We start from the raw sequence: 16,976 nt of genomic DNA on the forward strand, positions 1-16,976 counted from the left end.
TCCTTCTCAGCTTGCCCGGCGGCGCTGCGCTGCGCTTGCCGGGCCTGGGGTTTGTTCCCTCCCCCTTTGAGGAGAGGGTCAGGATGAGGGGCTCAGGCCGCACCCGACTTAATTCAGCTTCGCCTTCGAGAAATCACTCCCCATCAGGCTCACGCTATACCCGCTGATGTTGCTGCGGGTGGCATAGAAGGTTTTGCCGTTAGCCAGCGCAATCCACGGTGCCTGCTGGTAAAAAATCTCCTGCGCCTGGCTGTAGAGTTTGGCGCGGGCAGCCGGATCGCTGGTGAGCTTCGCTTTCTGTACCAGGTCATCATAACCCTTGTCACACCAGCGTGCAGCATTGGAGCCGGTTTTAATGCTGTTGCAGCCCAGCAGTACGTCGGCGAAGTTATCCGGGTCGCCGTTGTCCGACATCCAGCCAAACAGCGCGCTGTCGTGCTCCCCTTTGCGCATGCCGGAGAGGTATTCTCCCCACTCATACGAGACGATTTTCGCCTTAATGCCCACCTTCGCCCAGTCGCTCTGGATCATCTCGGCAATGCGGCGCGAGTTCGGGTTATACGGACGTTGCACCGGCATCGACCACAGCGTCACCTCCGTCCCCTGCTCCAGCCCGGCCTGCTTGATCAGCGCTTTCGCTTTTTCAGGATCGTAGCCATAGTCCTGCAACCCTTTATTAAAGCCCATCATGTTTGGCGGGATCGGTGATTTTGCCACCGTGCCGGAGCCCATAAACACCGCGTTAATAATGGCCTCTTTGTCGGTGGCGTAGTTCAGGGCCTGGCGCACCAGCACGTTATCAAACGGCTTTTTCTCGGTATTAAACGCCAGATAGCCAACGTTCAGCGCGTCCACGCTGTGCAGGGTCAGAGCCTTGTTCTTTTTAATCACGTCGAACTGCACCGGGGATGGCGCAGGAATGATCTGGCACTCGTTGGTTTGCAGCTTCGCCAGACGGGTTTCCACGTTCGGGGTAATGGAGAAGATGAGGTGTTTAGTCGGCACCGCGCCATCCCAGTAGTTCGGGTTAGCGATATAGCGGATCAGGGAGTCAACCTTATACTGCTGAAGCACGTAAGGCCCCGTACCAATCGGCCAGGTATCGACGTTTTCCGGCGTGCCTTTTTTCAGCATCGCGTCGGCATACTCCGCAGAGAGAATAGAGGCGAAGTCCATCCCCCAGTCGGCGAGGAACGCAGCGTTCGGTTCGCTCAGCACAAACTGCACGTGATTATCGTCAATCTTTTTCACGTCCTGGATCAGCTTATCCAGACCGACGTCGTTGAAGTATTCGTAATTACCCTGAGAAACGTTGTGGTACGGATGCTTAGGGTCTTTCTGACGCATTACGGAGAAAATAACGTCGTCGGCATTAAAATCGCGGGTTGGTTTGAAGAATTTATTGCTGTTGAACTTCACCCCTTTGCGCAGGGTAAACGTATAGGTTTTGCCATCCGGGGAGATGGTCCAGGATTCCGCCAGCGACGGCACCGGGGTATTTTTGACCGGGTCGAAGTTAATCAGGCGGTTATACAGTACCTGCGAGCTGGCAACAAAGGTCGGGCCGGAGCTGGCGATCTGCGGGTTAAACGACTCCGGCGATGCTTCGGAGCAGTAAATAATGGTGTCGGTATTGGCCGCCCATGCGGCGCCCGCTGGCAGTAGCGCGCTTAATACCAGCGCGAGAAGCGTTTTCCCTGTAGACATGGTTATTACCTGTTGGATTTTATTATAAAGAACGGTAATAACAGCACAGCCCCCCTCACCTGGCAAATAACGAAACACTATCAGGTTATTCTAAAGCAGTTAATTTCGCTGATTTTCCCGCCAATGGCCAGAGGGTGATTTGCCTTAAGGTACATTCATCGTCAAGCACTTTCCGCACGCTTAATGCCGCAAGAAATCGCCCCTTTTGTCGTCTCTTCTGCCGTTTGCTTGTCCGCGGATTTCGTAAAGTAGACGCGTGAAAAAGTCTATGGGACCAAATCGTGGCAAAAACCCTTTTACGCAGCGGTAATCTGGATGATTTTCAGGCCGTTGGCGGCGGCGGACAGGCCGTTTTTGAATCAGCATTGCAAATTCGTGAGGCGCTGCGTCTGCGCAAACAGCAGACCATTGTCGATTGCCTTGCCATCCCGCAGGTTAACGATGAAGGCGACCGGGTGGACTGGTACTCCCCGGTGGAAGGCGCGGTAAAAAGCTGGAAAGCCGCCGATGAAGATGCGCGGTTTCGGGCGCTGCGCCTGCTGGAAGGTACCCTGTCGAGCGTGGAGTCCCTGAGCAAAAAATCGCTTCAGTCGCCGAAAACCGCCCAGCAGCTGTTTGGTTCCCTGCTGTCAAAAGCGTTTCAGTTCCCCGGTGAGAACTTCCTGTTCCTGGTTGACGGTAAGCCGGTGATCACCTTCTGGGGTTTTGTGAACCTCAATGAAAACGCGCGCGAAGATGTTCTCGACTGCCTGCGCGCCTCCCTGCTTCCGGAGCCAATGCCTGCGCCGGTGAAGGAGCCAGAACCGGCACCAGAAGCGGCCCCGGCCATCATCTTTGAAAAAGCCGATGAGCCGCTGGTTCCCGCTCCTGCTGCGGTCACTATCACCGCCACCGATCTGTACGAGGCGCAGCCCGCGCCGGTCATGAGCGCAAGCGAGCCAGAGCCGGAGCCTGCTCCGGTGGTGGTGGCGAAAAAACGTCGCGTTCCGCTATGGCCGCTGCCGGTTGCCGCCGTGGTGGTCGCCGCCGTTGCTGCCCCGCTGCTGTGGCCAAAACAGGCCCCGACCGCCGAGCCGGTAAAAACCGCCGTTACCGCCCCGGTAGCGATTGCCCCCAAAGCGGTTGCCGCTATTGAGCCCCTGCCGCTGAATCTGCCCCTGCATCAGGCTGAAGTGGTGGCCGTCAAAGCCGCCGATCCGGTCCCAGCGGAACCGGTGGTGATTTCCGCTATCCCGAAAGACGCGCTGGTGATGGAAGCCGATCAGGTGAAAGCCGGGTTGACGCGTTTTCTTAACGGTAGCTGGCGGGTCATGCTGGATATCACCGACCCGATCACCGGGAAACCGCCTTCGTTGCGCTATCAGATTAAGAACAACAAAGGGTCAGCCCGCGTCGTTCATGGCGATAACGTGGTCTGCCGCGTGGAGGTCTTTTCCGGATTGCACAGCAACGGTGAACTGCTGATTAAAACCCGCGGCAACGCCCGCTGCGCTGACGGCTCGCGCTATCCGATGCCGGAAATTACCTGTAAAGCCGGCACCAATGACGTGGCGGAGTGCAGCGCGCGCTACGGCGCGAAGACCATAGTGCCATTGACATTCAGTAAGGCAGGTGCGTGATCCTATGCTGGTAAACCTTTGCGACTACAAACAGAACGTCACGCTGATTGCGAACAGCGGCGTACAGTTTCTTGATTTCGGTCTGACGCCGCAGGACTCCGCCCAGAGCGGACGTTTTGTGCGTAAAACCGCCAATGGCCCCCTGCTGCGCCTGGATTTCGATCTGGTGAATGGCCGCTACACTCTGCCTGCCACCAATGGCGGACAGCCGGAGGTGGTTAAACCCGAAAGCACCATCCTGCTCCAGCAGTCGCTGGCGGTGCTGGATGGCGTCTGGCTGCCGGTGCCTTTCCTGCGCTTTAACCCGCCGCGCACCTTCGTAGACGGCCCGGATAACTGGGCGCGCGTGCAGGTGCGCAAGCTGGAGACTCCGGACAACGCCGGCAACAGCCACCGCGTGACCCTGGCGCTGGACAGTCAGATCGCCGCCCATGCCACCAGCGCCCTGTCGCCGGTGGAGAACGATATTCTCAACGGCACCCGCTTCGCGCTGGCCTGGCGTGACGACGAAGTGGCGAACTTCCTCGATCAGACCTGGATTGACGGCTGGCTGCGCGAGGCCTTTACCCAGTACGCCACCGGCGTGGAGAACCGCGCCGAACGCGAGCTGCAACTGGCGATGCGCAACTTTGAGTACCAGGCGCACTGGCTGAACATACTGGCGATGCTGGGCGAACAGCTCAGGGTGCCGGAAGTGAAATTCGTCACCCACACCCTCAGCACCCCGGCCATTCCGGTGGACCTGATCCTCGACGTCGGCAACACCCATACCTGCGGCGTAATCATTGAAGATCACGGCGACGCCAACGACGGTCTGCGTCAGACCGCCGAGCTGCAGGTGCGCTCGTTAAGCGAGCCGCAGTTCCTGAACGAGCCGCTGTTTACCAGCCGCCTGGAGTTTTCAGAAGCCCGCTTCGGCAAGCAGCACTTTTCGGTAGAGAGCGGCCGCGAAGACGCTTTTGTCTGGCCCTCCATCGTGCGCGTGGGCGACGAGGCGCGCAAGCTCGCCACCCAGCGTCTGGGGACCGAAGGCAACAGCGGTATCTCCAGCCCGCGCCGCTACCTGTGGGATGAAACGCCGGTGGTGCAGGACTGGCGTTTCAGCCAGATGAATGGCAAAACCCAGCGCGAACCACTCGCCACCGCCTTCCCGCTGATGAACCTGATGAATGACGACGGTCAGCCGCTGTTCACCCTGCCGCAGGATGAGCGTCTGCCGGTGTTTTCGCCGCAGTACAGCCGCAGCACCCTGATGACCCATATGCTGTGCGAACTGCTGGCACAGGCGCTGGGGCAGATCAACAGCGTCGCCACCCGCCTGCGTCTGGGCTTCCCCGCGTCGCCGCGCCAGCTGCGCACCCTGATCCTCACCCTGCCTTCGGCGATGCCGAAGCAGGAGCGCGAGATCTTCCGCCGCCGCATGTTCGAAGCCATCGCCATCGTCTGGAAAGCGATGGGCTGGCACCCGCAGGATGAGGACTTCTCCAGCCGTAAGCAGCAGGAGAAAAGCGTGGTGCCGGTGCCGGAGATCCAGATGGAGTGGGACGAGGCCAGCTGCGGTCAGCTGGTGTGGCTCTATAACGAGGCCATCTCCCACTACAATGGCCAGACGGAAGCCTTTTTTGCCGCCCTTGCCCGCCCGGACCGTGAGCCGGAGCCGGGCTGTCAGCCGGGCCGCGCCCTGCGCGTGGCGTCCATTGATATCGGCGGCGGTACCACCGATATGGCAATCACCCATTACCAACTCGACGACGGCTCGGGCAGCAACGTCAAAATCACCCCGCAGCTGCTGTTCCGCGAGGGCTTTAAGGTGGCGGGGGATGACACCCTGCTGGATGTCATCCAGCGCTACGTACTGCCTGCCCTGCAAACCCAACTGCAGAAATCCGGTATTGCCGATGCGTCGCTGCTGATGGCCTCGCTGTTTGGCGACTCCGGGCGTATCGACACCCAGGCGGTGCTGCGCCAGCAGACGGCCCTGCAGCTGTTTATGCCGATTGGGCATGCGATCCTCGCCGCCTGGGAGGCCAGCGACGTTGATGATCCGCTCGACGGGCTGCACGCCACTTTTGGCGATCTGCTGACCCGCAAACCCACGCGCAACGTGATGAACTACCTGCAACAGGTCATTGAGCATGCCCTGCCTTCGGGCTCGGCGCCGTTCGACCTGTTTGCCGTGCCGCTGCACGTCAATTTCCGCGAGATGCAGGACGCGATGCTGGCCGGGCACTTCACCCTGGCCGCGCCGCTGCACGCTGTGGCAGAAGCGATCTCCCACTACGCCTGCGATATTCTGCTGATCACCGGGCGTCCGGGCTGTCTGCCGGGCGTTCAGGCGCTGATCCGTCATCTGCAGCCGGTGCCGGTCAGCCGCATAGTATGGCTGGATAAGTACCGGGTTCATGAGTGGTATCCGTTCAGCCAGCAGGGGCGCATCGGCAACCCGAAATCCACCGCGGCGGTGGGCGCGATGCTCTGTAGCCTGGCGCTGGATCTGCGTCTGCCGCGCTTTAACTTCAAGGCGGCGGATATCGGTGCCTACTCCACCGTGCGCTACCTCGGCGTGCTGGATAACACCGTCAATACCCTGCGCGAGGAGAATGTCTGGTATCAGGATATCGATCTCGACAAGCCGGGGGCGAAGCTGGATACCCGTCTGCACTTCCCGCTGCGCGGCAATGTGACCCTCGGCTTCCGTCAGCTGGCAAATGCCCGCTGGCCTGCCACCCCGCTCTACACCCTGAGTATTAACTCGGCTGAGCTGGCAAAATCCATTGCCGGGGATGGGGTACTGAACGTGCGCCTTAAATTTTGCGGCGGCAATAAGCATGAGGGGCCGGAAGCCTTTGAGCTGTGCGACGCCTGGCTGCAGGACGGCACGCCGGTTCCGGCCGATGCCCTGACATTTAAACTGAATACTCTGGCCGATCGCCGACACAGCGGCAGCCATTACTGGATCGACAGCGGGAGCGTATACCTGAAATGACAGCCACGACGACCACTACTCAGGCGTTAATCGGGTGGATCAACACAACGCGCCAGCACGCCCCGATCCTTGATAACGACGCCGATGCTCTGCTGGCGAGACTGGCGCTGGCCGACGCGCGTGAAAAGGCCATTCAGCGGGCGCTGAGCTCGGCGAGCACCATCGGGCTTTACGGTCACTCCCAGGCGGCGAAGGCCCACCTGCTCACTACACTGTGCGGCAGCGATAATCAGCGGATGAACGTGATTGTCGACCAGCGGACCTTTGACTATTTTTCACACATCAACCCCGGCCATGCCCTGACCAACATGGCGCTGCGCTTTACTCCGAATGCGGCAGAGACAGCTGACGACGCCTTTCCGCTGCGCCTCTGCCTGCTCACCGAAGCCGAGCTGGTACAGGTATTTCTGGCCCGCGCGACGCTCCCGGCGGTGGATAAATCCGTCATCGAAGCGCGCCTGGAAAAGTGGCGCGCCCTGCGCCAGCCTCAGAGCGTGCCGGGGATCACTGCCGCAGACGTGGGGACTATCGCCCGCTACTGGCACGACACGGTGCCTGCGGCATCCCGCCAGATGGACGATGCGCTGTGGCAACAGTTTGCCCTGCTGCTGCCGTCGCTGGATCTCAGCACTCGCGCGAGCGTCTGGTCGTTGCTCTGGGGCGAGCAGCAGGAGCTGACCCGGCAGTGGCTGAAGCTGGCGCATATTCTGCACCAGACCAGCCACGCCCGGGAGCTTGCTGCGCCGCTGAGCCTGCTGGTGGATAATTTTGGTCTGCCGACCGAAGGCTTCCTTACCCGCGGGGATCTTACTCTGCCGGACGTTCAGCAGGCGGTGCTGCACCCCCTGCACAACGGTGAGCTGCTTAACGCGATCAGCATTCCGCTGGATTTGCTGGCCCTGCTGACCCGGGAGCTCATCCTGCCGGTCGAACAGAGCGCGCTGGCCGGGGTCGATATCATTGATATTCCCGCCCCGTCAACGCAGCCGGATCAGCCCCTGGCCCAGGCCAAACAGCAGTGGTTGCTGGAACACTATCGCCAGCAGTTACAGCCGGACGTGCTGGTTATTTGCAACGCCACCGCCCATCAGGGCCAGACGGCCAGGACCGCGAAGATGTTGTTGAACTGGGTTAAAACGACCCAGCCAGGCGACGATGCCGCCCTGCCGGGGCTGGTATGGGCGATTACGCCGCAGGATGCGCGCTTTACCAGCCGCTCGAACCTCGACGAAGCGGTGCAGCAGTTGCTCGGCAAACCCGGCCAACACTGGGGCACATTGCAGGCGCTGGACAGCAGCAGTATGCAGCGGGTAATTGAGTGGTTGTCGCAGGCGACGCTGAACTCCCGGCGCCAGACGCGTCTGCTGGCGTTAGGTCAGCGGCATCAGCGTGAACTGCATCAGCTGATGCAGGGGTATCTCGCGCCGCTGACTCAGGATCCGGACGCCCGCCGTAGCGCCGCCGAAGCCATGGTACGCGCCCTACAGGGAAGTGCCGCCCGTCACGGTGAACTGCTGGAAGGGTTACTGCCGCCGCTGCGCGCCTTTGAAACGTTGCTTGCGGTGCAACAGCCGCGCGAGGAACAGGTCAACGGCCTGTTTACCGATGCCATCGATCTCTTTGCCGACAGCGCCCAGGAAGCCGATGAGATGCTACAGCCGACGGACAAAGCCCGTCTCGCCCATCAGGTGTGGATCAATCATCTGCGCCAGTGGAGTCGCGATGAGGCCGTCGCGGGCCGTCTGGGGCTGGATATTGCCACTCTTCAGCAGATTAGCGATGTGCTGGTCATTGCCAGCTACCGCCTGAACCTGCTGGCGGCGCTGAAAAAGATTGTCGATACCGATAAGAGCAGTGCCGCGCAGCTGCATGCCGCGCTGGGGAACTTTGTGGGCTGGGTGGGCTACGCTCAGACCCCGGCGTCTGCCCGCCCGGCCAGCCGGATCCGTAAAGGTCAGCCGGTGTTCGTTACGCCAACGGTGAACAGCAGTGCGCCGCGCCTGACCCGTCTGGGCGAGCAGCCGGTGCATGCCGCCACGGCCTATGTTTATGACTGGCTGGTGGCGCTGTACACCCAGGCGATTGACAATATCGGGTACCAGCATCCGCAGGATATTACCCAGGACGATCGTCGTGAGTTACAAGGGTTGCTCGGCTGAAACAGATGCCTGATGGCGCTACGCTTATCAGGCCTACAGCTCGGCACAATCGGTAGTTGTAGGCCGAATACGGTGCCTTGCACCCTGTCAGGCAAAAAGCCGCCCCGGGGCGGCTTTTTCAGAAGAGAGAGATCAGCAGAGCGACCGGAAAACTCATCGGCCAGGTTGAGCCCACCAGAAAGGCGCTCAGAAAGCGGATGCGTTTGCGATCTTTGGAGAGAAACCAGGTGATAAGCGCGCTAATCGTCGCCATGACGGCGTAAAACATTAACATCTTTTGATACAACGTCATTTCCAGTACCTACTCTGCCGTTCAATAACCGCGCGCAATATGCGACATATGTTGATATGGATCAAGTATTTTTGTTACACATTATCCACATTTTTTGCGTGGTAATAACAGTTGGGTAGAGCGGGCTACAACTTTTCGGCGGGTTATTCAGGGGGAAAGCCGATCAGGACCGCATTAAGCGGCCCTGAAGTCCGGTTCTACTTCTTAACCGGTTGAGGCTTTTTGTTACCCGAATCGGGTACTTTACGGGATTTGTCTTTATCAACCTGTAACATCAGACTCTCCTTTGTGGCCTTCGGAATAAGTAAGTATAGACCACCTGTGACGTACCACTAAAAGGTGCATTTTAAATGCACATATTGATAAATTTCCCACATTCATCCGTGCTGTAATAACCCCAGTTCTTACAGGGAGGATGTTATGCTGCGCATTCCGCAAAGTTGTATTCACACCCGTTCCACCCCGTTCTGGAATAAAGAGTCTGCCCCACCGGGCATCTTTAAACGCCATCTGGATACCGGCACGCGGCCAGGCGTCTATCCACGTCTTAGCGTGATGCAGGGGGCGGTTCGCTATCTGGGCTATGCCGATGAAACCTCGCCAGAGCCTGACAGCATTCTGGTTATTGAAGCCGGGCATTTCGGCGTGTTTCCGCCTGAGCGCTGGCATCACATCGAGGTGCTGACCGACGATACGTATTTCAATATCGACTTTTTTGTTGAACCTGACGTGCTGAGATCGCGCTGATTGACGCAGGTCTGACGAAAGCCGTACTTCACAAGGAGTAACATGATGGGCAAAGCAACCTACACCGTCACCGTCACCAATAACAGCAACGGCGTGTCGGTGGATTACGAGACAGAGACCCCGATGGAGCTGTTAATCCCGGATGTCGCCGCTGAAGTGGTGAAAAACCTGGTGAATACCGTGCGTGCCTACGACACGGAAAATGAGCATGAGGTGTGCGGCTGGTAATGCCGTTATAGCTGAGCGATTCGCCGGTCAGACTCCAGCTGGCACCGCCCTCAATCAGCTGGGCGTCGTCATAGACCGCCCCGCGGCTGACCCCTTTTTTGGCCGTCAGCACCTATGAAATCCGCCGATTGCAGCTCAGCAACCGGCGGTGACGGCGGATCAGTGTTTAATCATAATATGACGCACCACGGTATAATCCTCCAGACCATACACCGACATATCCTTGCCGTAGCCCGACATTTTCATGCCGCCGTGAGGCATTTCACTCACCAGCATAAAGTGGGTGTTTACCCAGGTGCAGCCATATTGCAGTTGGGCGCTGACCCGGTGCGCGCGGCCTACGTCCTGCGTCCACACCGAGGAGGCCAGCCCATACTGCGAATCGTTGGCCCAGCCCAGCACCTGCTCTTCATCGTCAAATTCCGTCACGCTGACCACCGGGCCAAACACCTCCCGCTGGACAATGGCATCTTCCTGCTTCGCCCCGGCCAGCACGGTGGGCTGGAAGTAATAGCCGTTGCCCTGGTGTTTGCTGCCCCCGGTGATCGCCTTGATATGCCCCAGCGCTTTGGCCTCATCAACCGCTTTGCAGACGCGATCCAGATGCGCCTGCGAGCTTAGTGGACCAAGCTCGGTGCTTTCGTCGTCCGGCGCGCCGATCTTCAGTGAGGCGACCGCCGCCCCCAGCTTTTCGACCAGCGCAGCGTAAATCCCTTTTTGCGCATAGATACGGCAGGCTGCGGTACAGTCCTGCCCGGCGTTGTAAAATCCGAAGGTACGTACCCCTTCCACTACCGCGTCGAGATCCGCATCGTCAAAGACAATCACCGGCGCTTTGCCCCCCAGCTCCATATGGGTGCGCTTAATCGTCGGGGCGGTACGACCGATGATGTGCTCTCCCGTGGCGATAGAGCCGGTAAGCGACACCATCCGCACCTTTTCATGGCCGGTGAGCGGGTCACCCACGGTTTTTCCCCGTCCGAACAGGACGCTGAGCACCCCGGCCGGGAAAATATCTTTCGCCAGCTCCGCCAGCTTCAGTGCGGTAAGCGGCGTGATCTCCGACGGTTTAAGCACCACACAGTTACCGGCGGCCAGCGCGGGTGCCAGCTTCCACGCTGCCATCATCAGGGGATAGTTCCACGGCGCGATCGAGGCAACCACGCCCAGCGGGTCGCGGCGGATCATTGAGGTGTGCCCCTCAAGATATTCTCCCGCCGCCGAGCCGTGCAGGGTACGCGCCGCGCCGGCAAAGAAGCGAAACACATCGGCAACGGCCGGAATTTCGTCGCCCTTAACGCAGTGCAGCGGTTTGCCGCAGTTTTGCGACTCCAGCCGGGCTAAAGTGTCGGCCTGTTCTTCTATGCTATCCGCCAGTTTCAGCAGACATTCGGCACGGCTTTTCGGCGTGGTCCGCCCCCAGCTGGCAAAAGCCCGATCGGCGGCCTGCACGGCAGCATCCACCTGCGCCGGAGAGGCTTCGGCGATCTCCAGCAGTACTTCGCCGGTAGCAGGGTTGTAGACCGGCTGTTTTTCCCCTTCGCCGTTGACCAGTTCACCATTAATCAGCAGTTGAGTTTGCATAGCTTTGTCCTGTTTCAGTCAAGGTTATTTCCCGCTTCCGGCAAGGTTTTCGCCGTCGCGGGTCAGCCACCAGGCCCCCAGAATTGGAATGGCGGTCACGAGCATCACCAGCAGAGCCACCACGTTAGTTACCGGAACATCGCGCGGACGCCCGAGCTGATTTAACAGCCACAGCGGCAACGTTCGCTCATGCCCGGCGGTAAAGGTCGTTACAATAATCTCATCAAATGACAGCGCAAACGCCAGCATCCCCCCCGCCAGCAGCGCCGATCCGAGATTCGGCAAAACCACATAGCGGAAGGTTTGCCAGCCGTTGGCACCCAGATCCATAGAGGCTTCAACCAGGCTCCATGAGGTACGCCGGAAACGGGCTATTACATTATTGAACACCACCACCACGCAAAAGGTGGCGTGACCGAGAATGATGGTAAAGAAACCGGGCTCCAGATTGATGGTCCTGAACGCTGTCAGCAGCGCCAGGCCGGTGATGATCCCCGGCAGGGCGATAGGCAGGATCAGCATCAGCGACACGGCGTTCTTGCCAAAGAAATCCCGGCGCCACAGGGCCGCGGCCGCCAGGGTGCCCAGCACCAGCGCAATGGCCGTCGAGAGTGCGGCGATCTTAAGTGACAACGTCACTGACTCGATGATGTCGCTACGTGCTGCCGCGGCACTGAACCACTTCAGCGTCAGCCCCTGCGGCGGAAAACTGAACGCCGCATCCTCAGTATTAAAAGCATAGATGGCAATAATCAGCAGCGGGAAGTGCAGGAAGATCACCCCGCCCCAGGTGGCGATTTTCAGAAACAGCGGTGGGCGTTCAGAGTGCATCAAACGCTCCCAGGCGTTTCACAAACGCCAGATAGACAGTAATAAGAACGATAGGCACCAGGGTGAAGGCTGCCGCCATCGGCATATTGCCAATCGCCCCCTGCTGGGAGTAAACCATCTGCCCGATAAAATACCCCGGCGGGCCCACCAGCTGCGGCACGATAAAATCCCCCAGCGTCAGGGAGAAGGTAAAAATCGACCCGGCGGCAATGCCGGGGATCGCCAGAGGGAGCACCACGTAGCGGAAGGTCTGGCGCGGTCGGGCACCCAGGTCGGCAGAGGCCTGCAGCAGCGACGGCGGTAATCGCTCCAGCGCCGCCTGCACCGGCAGGATCATAAACGGCAGCCAGATATAGACGAACACCAAAAACCGCCCCAGCCCGGAGGTCGAGAGCGTACTGCCGCCCACCCCTGGCACCGTCAAGAGCGAGGCCAGCAGCGGCTCCAGCCCCATATGGCTGAGAAACCACTGCGCCACGCCATCTTTTGCCAGCAGCAGCGTCCAGGCATAGGCCTTGACGATGTAGCTGGCCCACATCGGCAGCATCACCGCGATGTAAAAGAAGGCTTTCCATTTGCCGCGGGTGTAGCGCGCCATATACCACGCCATCGGGAAGGCCAGGATGGCGCTGCCAACAGTGACGGCAATCGCCATCGTCAGGGTGCGCAGAATGATGTCGTAGTTAGCGGGATTGAACAGCGCGCGGATGTTGGCGAACGTCAGCTCAGGCGTCACCGCCATGGTGAAGTCATCGAAGGTGTAGAACCCCTGCCACAGCAGGGTGAAGAGCGACCCGAGATAGACAATGCCAAACCACATTAACGGGCCGAGCAGAAGTAAAAACAGCCCCAGCGAAGGCCTGCGCCAGAACAGCGCCGACAGACGCCCCGGTAAGCCGTGCGAGGCAGGTGGTGACACGCTCATGTCCATATCACCCCTCCTCATGCAGCGGTACCATGGCGTCCCGCGCCCAGGAGGCGGTGACCTGCTGACCCGCCTCAACCCCGGAAGCCAGCGCCAAGCCGGTCAGGTTCGCCTGGCTCACCAGCAACTTCTCCCCCTCGGCCAGACGCAGCTCGTAGCGGGTAGCCGCCCCCTGAAACTGCACCGCCTGTACCTGGCCCTGCACCTGGATCTCGCCCTGCCCGTCCAGTCGAATATGTTCCGGGCGCAGGGAGTAGCTGCCGGACATACCGCAGATGCGCCGGGCCGTGGCGTCGGTAAAGACGTTCGACGTGCCGACAAAGCTGGCGACAAAGGGCGTGCGCGGACGCAGATAGAGCTCGCGCGGGGTATCCACCTGCTCGATGCGGCCATTATTAAACACCGCCACCCGGTCGGACATCGACAGTGCTTCGCCCTGATCGTGGGTGACGAAAATAAAGGTGATCCCCAGCTCCTGCTGCAGTTTTTTCAGTTCAAACTGCATTTGCTCGCGCAGTTTGAGATCCAGCGCCCCCAGCGGTTCGTCCAGCAGCAGCACGCGGGGCTGATTGACCAGCGCCCGGGCAATCGCCACCCGCTGGCGCTGGCCGCCAGAGAGCTGGGATGGCCTGCGCGTCCCGGCAAAACCGAGGCCGACCTTCTCAAGGGCTTCCTGTGCCTGGGCCTGACGGGTAGATTTGTTGATCCCCTTCACCATCAGCCCGTAGGCCACATTCTCGAGGATCGACATGTGGGGAAACAGCGCGTAATCCTGAAAGACGGTGTTGACGTCGCGCTCCCACGGGGGGAGCTGACTGGCGTCTTTACCAAAAATGGAAATCGCGCCGCCGCTCAGCTGTTCGAACCCGGCGATCAGGCGCAGACAGGTGGTTTTGCCGGAGCCCGAAGGCCCCAGCATGGAGAAAAACTCGCCGTCACGAATCCGGATCGTTACCCCGTCCACCGCACGCACGTCGCCATACAGGCGCGACACATCGTTAAACTCTACTGCGTACGTCATAATCCGCTCCCTGGCGCTTAACGACCACCCATAATGGCGATGTAGTCCTGAACCCAGCGGCTGTAGGGAACAAATTTGCCGCCGTTGGCGACAGGCGTTTTCCAGAACATGATTTTGTCGAAATAGTTATAGCCGTTGGTTTCACACCCTTTGTCGCCCAGCAGGGTGCTGGCTTTACAGCCCTCCGCCACCACCGGCAGCGAACCGAACCACCCGGCCAGATCCCCCTGCACTTTTGGCGTCAGAGACCAGTTCATCCACTTATAGGCGCACATCGGGTGTTTGGCCTCGGCATGCAGCATGGTGGTATCGGCCCAGCCCGTCACCCCCTCTTTTGGGAAGACGGTACCTATCGGCTGATTCTCGCCTTTCAGGGCGTTGGCCTGATACGGCCAGGCGCTGGAGGCGACCACCCCTTCATTTTTGAAGTCACTCATCTGCACGGTGGTGTCGTGCCAGTAACGATGGATCAGCGCGTGCTGATCTTTGAGCACTTTCACTACCGCCGCGTACTGCGCTTCCGTCAGCTGGTACGGGTCGGTGATCCCCAGATCCGGCTGCGTGGCTTTGACGTAGAGCGCCGCATCAGCAACGTAGATTGGGCCATCGTAGGCCTGAACGCGGCCCTTGTTGGATTTACCGTCCGGGAGATTTTGTTCTTTAAACACCACGGCCCAGCTGTCGGGGGGCGTCGGGAAGGTTTTGGTGTTATACATCAGCAGGTTTGGCCCCCACTGATACGGTGTGCCGTAGGCCTTGCCGTCGACGTTAAACCATGCGCCTTTGACAATGCGCGGGTCGATGGTTTTCCAGTTGGGGATCAAATCCGGGTTGATAGGCTGAACGCGTTTGCCCATGATCAGCCGCAGGGAGGCGTCGCCGGAGGCGGTAACCAGATCGTATCCGCCCTTGGTCATCAGGCTGACCATCTCATCCGAAGTGGCGGCGGTTTTGACGTTGACCTTACAGCCGGTCTCCTTTTCAAACTGGGTGACCCAGTCATAATTTTTATCGGTCTCGCCGCGTTCGATATAGCCCGGCCAGGCGATGATATCCAGTCGCCCCTCGCCCTTACCGATCTCTTTTGGAGGCTCTGCCGCCTGCGCAGTCAAAATAGTCATACCGAGCGCGCACAGGCTGCTACGGGCAAAATTTTTGCTCATACGTCTTACTCCTGTCGTAATGAAATCAGACGGCAGCCGTGCCGGTAGAATATCTCCTTAATTAAACGTAGACCGCGCCATTGCAGCGCACCCGGCAGGCCTGAGAAATTTCACCAGGTTGTGACCGGGGGCGCATTCCCCGGTAACTGGATTATAGACAAGGAGTTAGCGACCGCAGACGTTATGCATATTTCCTATGAGCGATAATAAAAAACGCCGTAATTTAATTACGGCGCTATTAAGGTGATAAGAAACGATTATTTAGTGGCAGCGATCAATAGTGAGAAAATACTATTTTTGGGCGTTTAACATCCCGCTAATTATTTGTGCTAACCAAATAACCGCCTGCTCCTCCCGTTCTCCCCAGGCCCAGGACGTATTAAAGCGGAAAAACGGCGTCCAGGTACCGGAGGTAGAGAACATCTTACCCGGCGCAATGCTGATGTGATGCTCCAGCGCCCTGGCACTCAGTACCCCGGCATCCAGCGACGCGGGTAACTCCAGCCATAAAAAATAGCCGCTGTCGCTGTGGTGGATTTTCACTTCAGCAGGGAGATGGCGCAGCAATGCCTGCCACGCCTGCTGCTTGCGGTCGGCCAGGGTGCGGCGCAGGCGCCTGAGATGGGCGTCGTAACGTTTAGTGGCGAGGTAATCCACCAGCGCCAGCTGCATGGGCGAACTGGTGGATAAGGTGCTCATCAGCTGGAGCTGCTGAATGCGGCGGGCATGTTTCCCGGCTGCGACCCAGCCAATACGAAATCCGGCCACCAGGCATTTCGAGAACGACGAGCAGTGCAGCGTCATGTCGCTGCGATCCCAGGCTTTCGCCGGCAGCGGCTTTTCGCGGCCGTAATAGAGCTCGCTGTAAACATCATCTTCAATCAGGGTGACGTTATGTTGAGTGAGCAAGGCGATAAGCTGCGCTTTTTTGTCGGCGCTGAGGGTAAAGCCCAGCGGGTTTTGCGCATTGGTCATCAGCCAACAGGCTTTTACCGGATAGTCGTTCAGGGCCTGCGCCAGCGCGTTAAGATCAATACCGTCGCGCACGTCGGTGGCCACCGACAACGCCTTGAGCTTCAGCCTCTCCAGCGCCTGCAGCGCGCCATAAAAACAGGGATTTTCTACGATCACCCAGTCGCCCGGTTCGGTCACCGCCTGCAGGCTGAGGTTCAGGGCTTCCAGGGCGCCAGCGGTAATGACGATTTCATCCGGAGAGATGTTCATTCCCTGCTGGGCATAGCGTCGGGCGATGGCGTGGCGTAGATCGACGTTCCCCGGCGGCAGGTTCTCGATTACGCTCATGGCGGTAGCGGTTTTACTGACGTTTGCCAGAGAGCGGTTCAGCTGCTGTAAGGGAAAGAGACGCGGATCGGGAAAGGCCGAGGCAAAAGGCACCACCGAGGGATCGCGGCTGGCCTGTAACACATCGAAGATATAGGTGTTGATATCCACCGCCTCGTCGCGCATCACCTGCGCGGGCGGCATCGGCTGTTGCCCGCTGGGACGGGCCGCCACGTAATAACCTGACTGCGGACGCGCCACCACGTGCCCCTGGCTCTCCAGCATCTGGTAGGCATGGCCAACGGTCATAAAACTCATCCCGCTGCTGGTCACCTGTTCGCGCAGCGAGGGCAGCTTATCGCCGGGCTGCCAGACGCCCAGTTCAATCTGCGAAATGATTTGCTGCGCCAGGCGCTGGTATTTTTTCATCGGG

Annotated in this window: 13 protein-coding genes; 5 read left to right on the forward strand and 8 right to left on the reverse strand. The window is 59.4% G+C overall.

Annotated features, from left to right (window positions below; genetic code table 11):
• Positions 1-108 precede the first annotated feature (108 nt).
• Complete coding sequence (locus MXM41_RS02260) at positions 109-1,707, reverse strand: ABC transporter substrate-binding protein (RefSeq protein ID WP_325929653.1); 1,599 nt, start codon at positions 1,705-1,707, stop codon at positions 109-111.
• A gap of 281 nt (positions 1,708-1,988) precedes the next feature.
• Here MXM41_RS02260 and MXM41_RS02265 point away from each other — a divergent pair, with 281 nt between their 5' ends.
• From MXM41_RS02265 to MXM41_RS02275, 3 genes are read left to right on the forward strand one after another with little or no spacing between them, the layout of a single operon-like run.
• The gene (locus MXM41_RS02265) at positions 1,989-3,326 is read left to right on the forward strand and encodes an SrfA family protein (RefSeq protein ID WP_325929654.1); all 1,338 of its coding nucleotides are present in this window, start codon (positions 1,989-1,991) and stop codon (positions 3,324-3,326) included.
• 4 nt (positions 3,327-3,330) lie between these two features.
• Positions 3,331-6,312: a virulence factor SrfB gene (locus MXM41_RS02270; protein ID WP_325929655.1), complete on the forward strand. Its 2,982-nt coding sequence runs from the start codon at positions 3,331-3,333 to the stop codon at positions 6,310-6,312.
• Positions 6,309-8,471: a virulence factor SrfC family protein gene (locus MXM41_RS02275; protein ID WP_325929656.1), complete on the forward strand. Its 2,163-nt coding sequence runs from the start codon at positions 6,309-6,311 to the stop codon at positions 8,469-8,471. The genes MXM41_RS02270 and MXM41_RS02275 overlap by 4 nt, the downstream gene beginning before the upstream one ends.
• 118 nt (positions 8,472-8,589) lie before the next feature.
• On the opposite strand, the gene MXM41_RS02280 is transcribed toward MXM41_RS02275, so the two are convergent.
• On the reverse strand, positions 8,590-8,763 hold the full coding sequence (locus tag MXM41_RS02280) for a GhoT/OrtT family toxin (protein ID WP_072036615.1): 174 nt from the start codon (positions 8,761-8,763) through the stop codon (positions 8,590-8,592).
• A gap of 420 nt (positions 8,764-9,183) precedes the next feature.
• On the opposite strand from MXM41_RS02280, the gene MXM41_RS02285 reads away from it, so the two are divergent.
• Positions 9,184-9,510, forward strand: coding sequence for a DUF1971 domain-containing protein (locus MXM41_RS02285; protein ID WP_325929658.1), 327 nt, complete (start codon positions 9,184-9,186; stop codon positions 9,508-9,510).
• Between the two features lie 45 nt (positions 9,511-9,555).
• Positions 9,556-9,738, forward strand: a complete 183-nt coding sequence (locus MXM41_RS02290; RefSeq protein ID WP_325930819.1) for a DUF1869 domain-containing protein — start codon at positions 9,556-9,558, stop codon at positions 9,736-9,738.
• Positions 9,739-9,897: 159 nt separating this feature from the next.
• On the opposite strand, the gene patD is transcribed toward MXM41_RS02290, so the two are convergent.
• The 6 genes from patD to MXM41_RS02320 form a co-directional block, all read right to left on the reverse strand.
• Complete coding sequence (gene patD, locus MXM41_RS02295) at positions 9,898-11,322, reverse strand: aminobutyraldehyde dehydrogenase (protein ID WP_325929659.1); 1,425 nt, start codon at positions 11,320-11,322, stop codon at positions 9,898-9,900.
• A gap of 24 nt (positions 11,323-11,346) precedes the next feature.
• Entirely contained in the window at positions 11,347-12,153 is an 807-nt protein-coding gene (locus MXM41_RS02300; RefSeq protein ID WP_325929661.1) for an ABC transporter permease, read from the reverse strand.
• Positions 12,143-13,084 carry an ABC transporter permease gene (locus MXM41_RS02305; RefSeq protein WP_325929662.1) on the reverse strand — a complete coding sequence of 314 codons (942 nt, stop codon included), beginning with the start codon at positions 13,082-13,084 and terminating at the stop codon, positions 12,143-12,145. Before MXM41_RS02305 ends, MXM41_RS02300 begins: the two co-directional genes overlap by 11 nt.
• A 1-nt stretch (position 13,085) precedes the next feature.
• Positions 13,086-14,099, reverse strand: coding sequence for an ABC transporter ATP-binding protein (locus MXM41_RS02310; RefSeq protein WP_325929663.1), 1,014 nt, complete (start codon positions 14,097-14,099; stop codon positions 13,086-13,088).
• A 17-nt stretch (positions 14,100-14,116) separates the two neighbouring features.
• Complete coding sequence (gene ydcS / locus MXM41_RS02315) at positions 14,117-15,262, reverse strand: putative ABC transporter substrate-binding protein YdcS (protein ID WP_325929665.1); 1,146 nt, start codon at positions 15,260-15,262, stop codon at positions 14,117-14,119.
• A 291-nt stretch (positions 15,263-15,553) separates the two neighbouring features.
• A complete protein-coding gene (locus tag MXM41_RS02320; protein ID WP_325929666.1) occupies positions 15,554-16,972 on the reverse strand; it encodes a PLP-dependent aminotransferase family protein in 1,419 nt (472 codons plus the stop codon).
• Between the last annotated feature and the right edge of the window lie 4 nt (positions 16,973-16,976).

The organism is Leclercia adecarboxylata, assembly GCF_035787115.1.
Taxonomy (GTDB): domain Bacteria; phylum Pseudomonadota; class Gammaproteobacteria; order Enterobacterales; family Enterobacteriaceae; genus Enterobacter; species Enterobacter adecarboxylatus_E.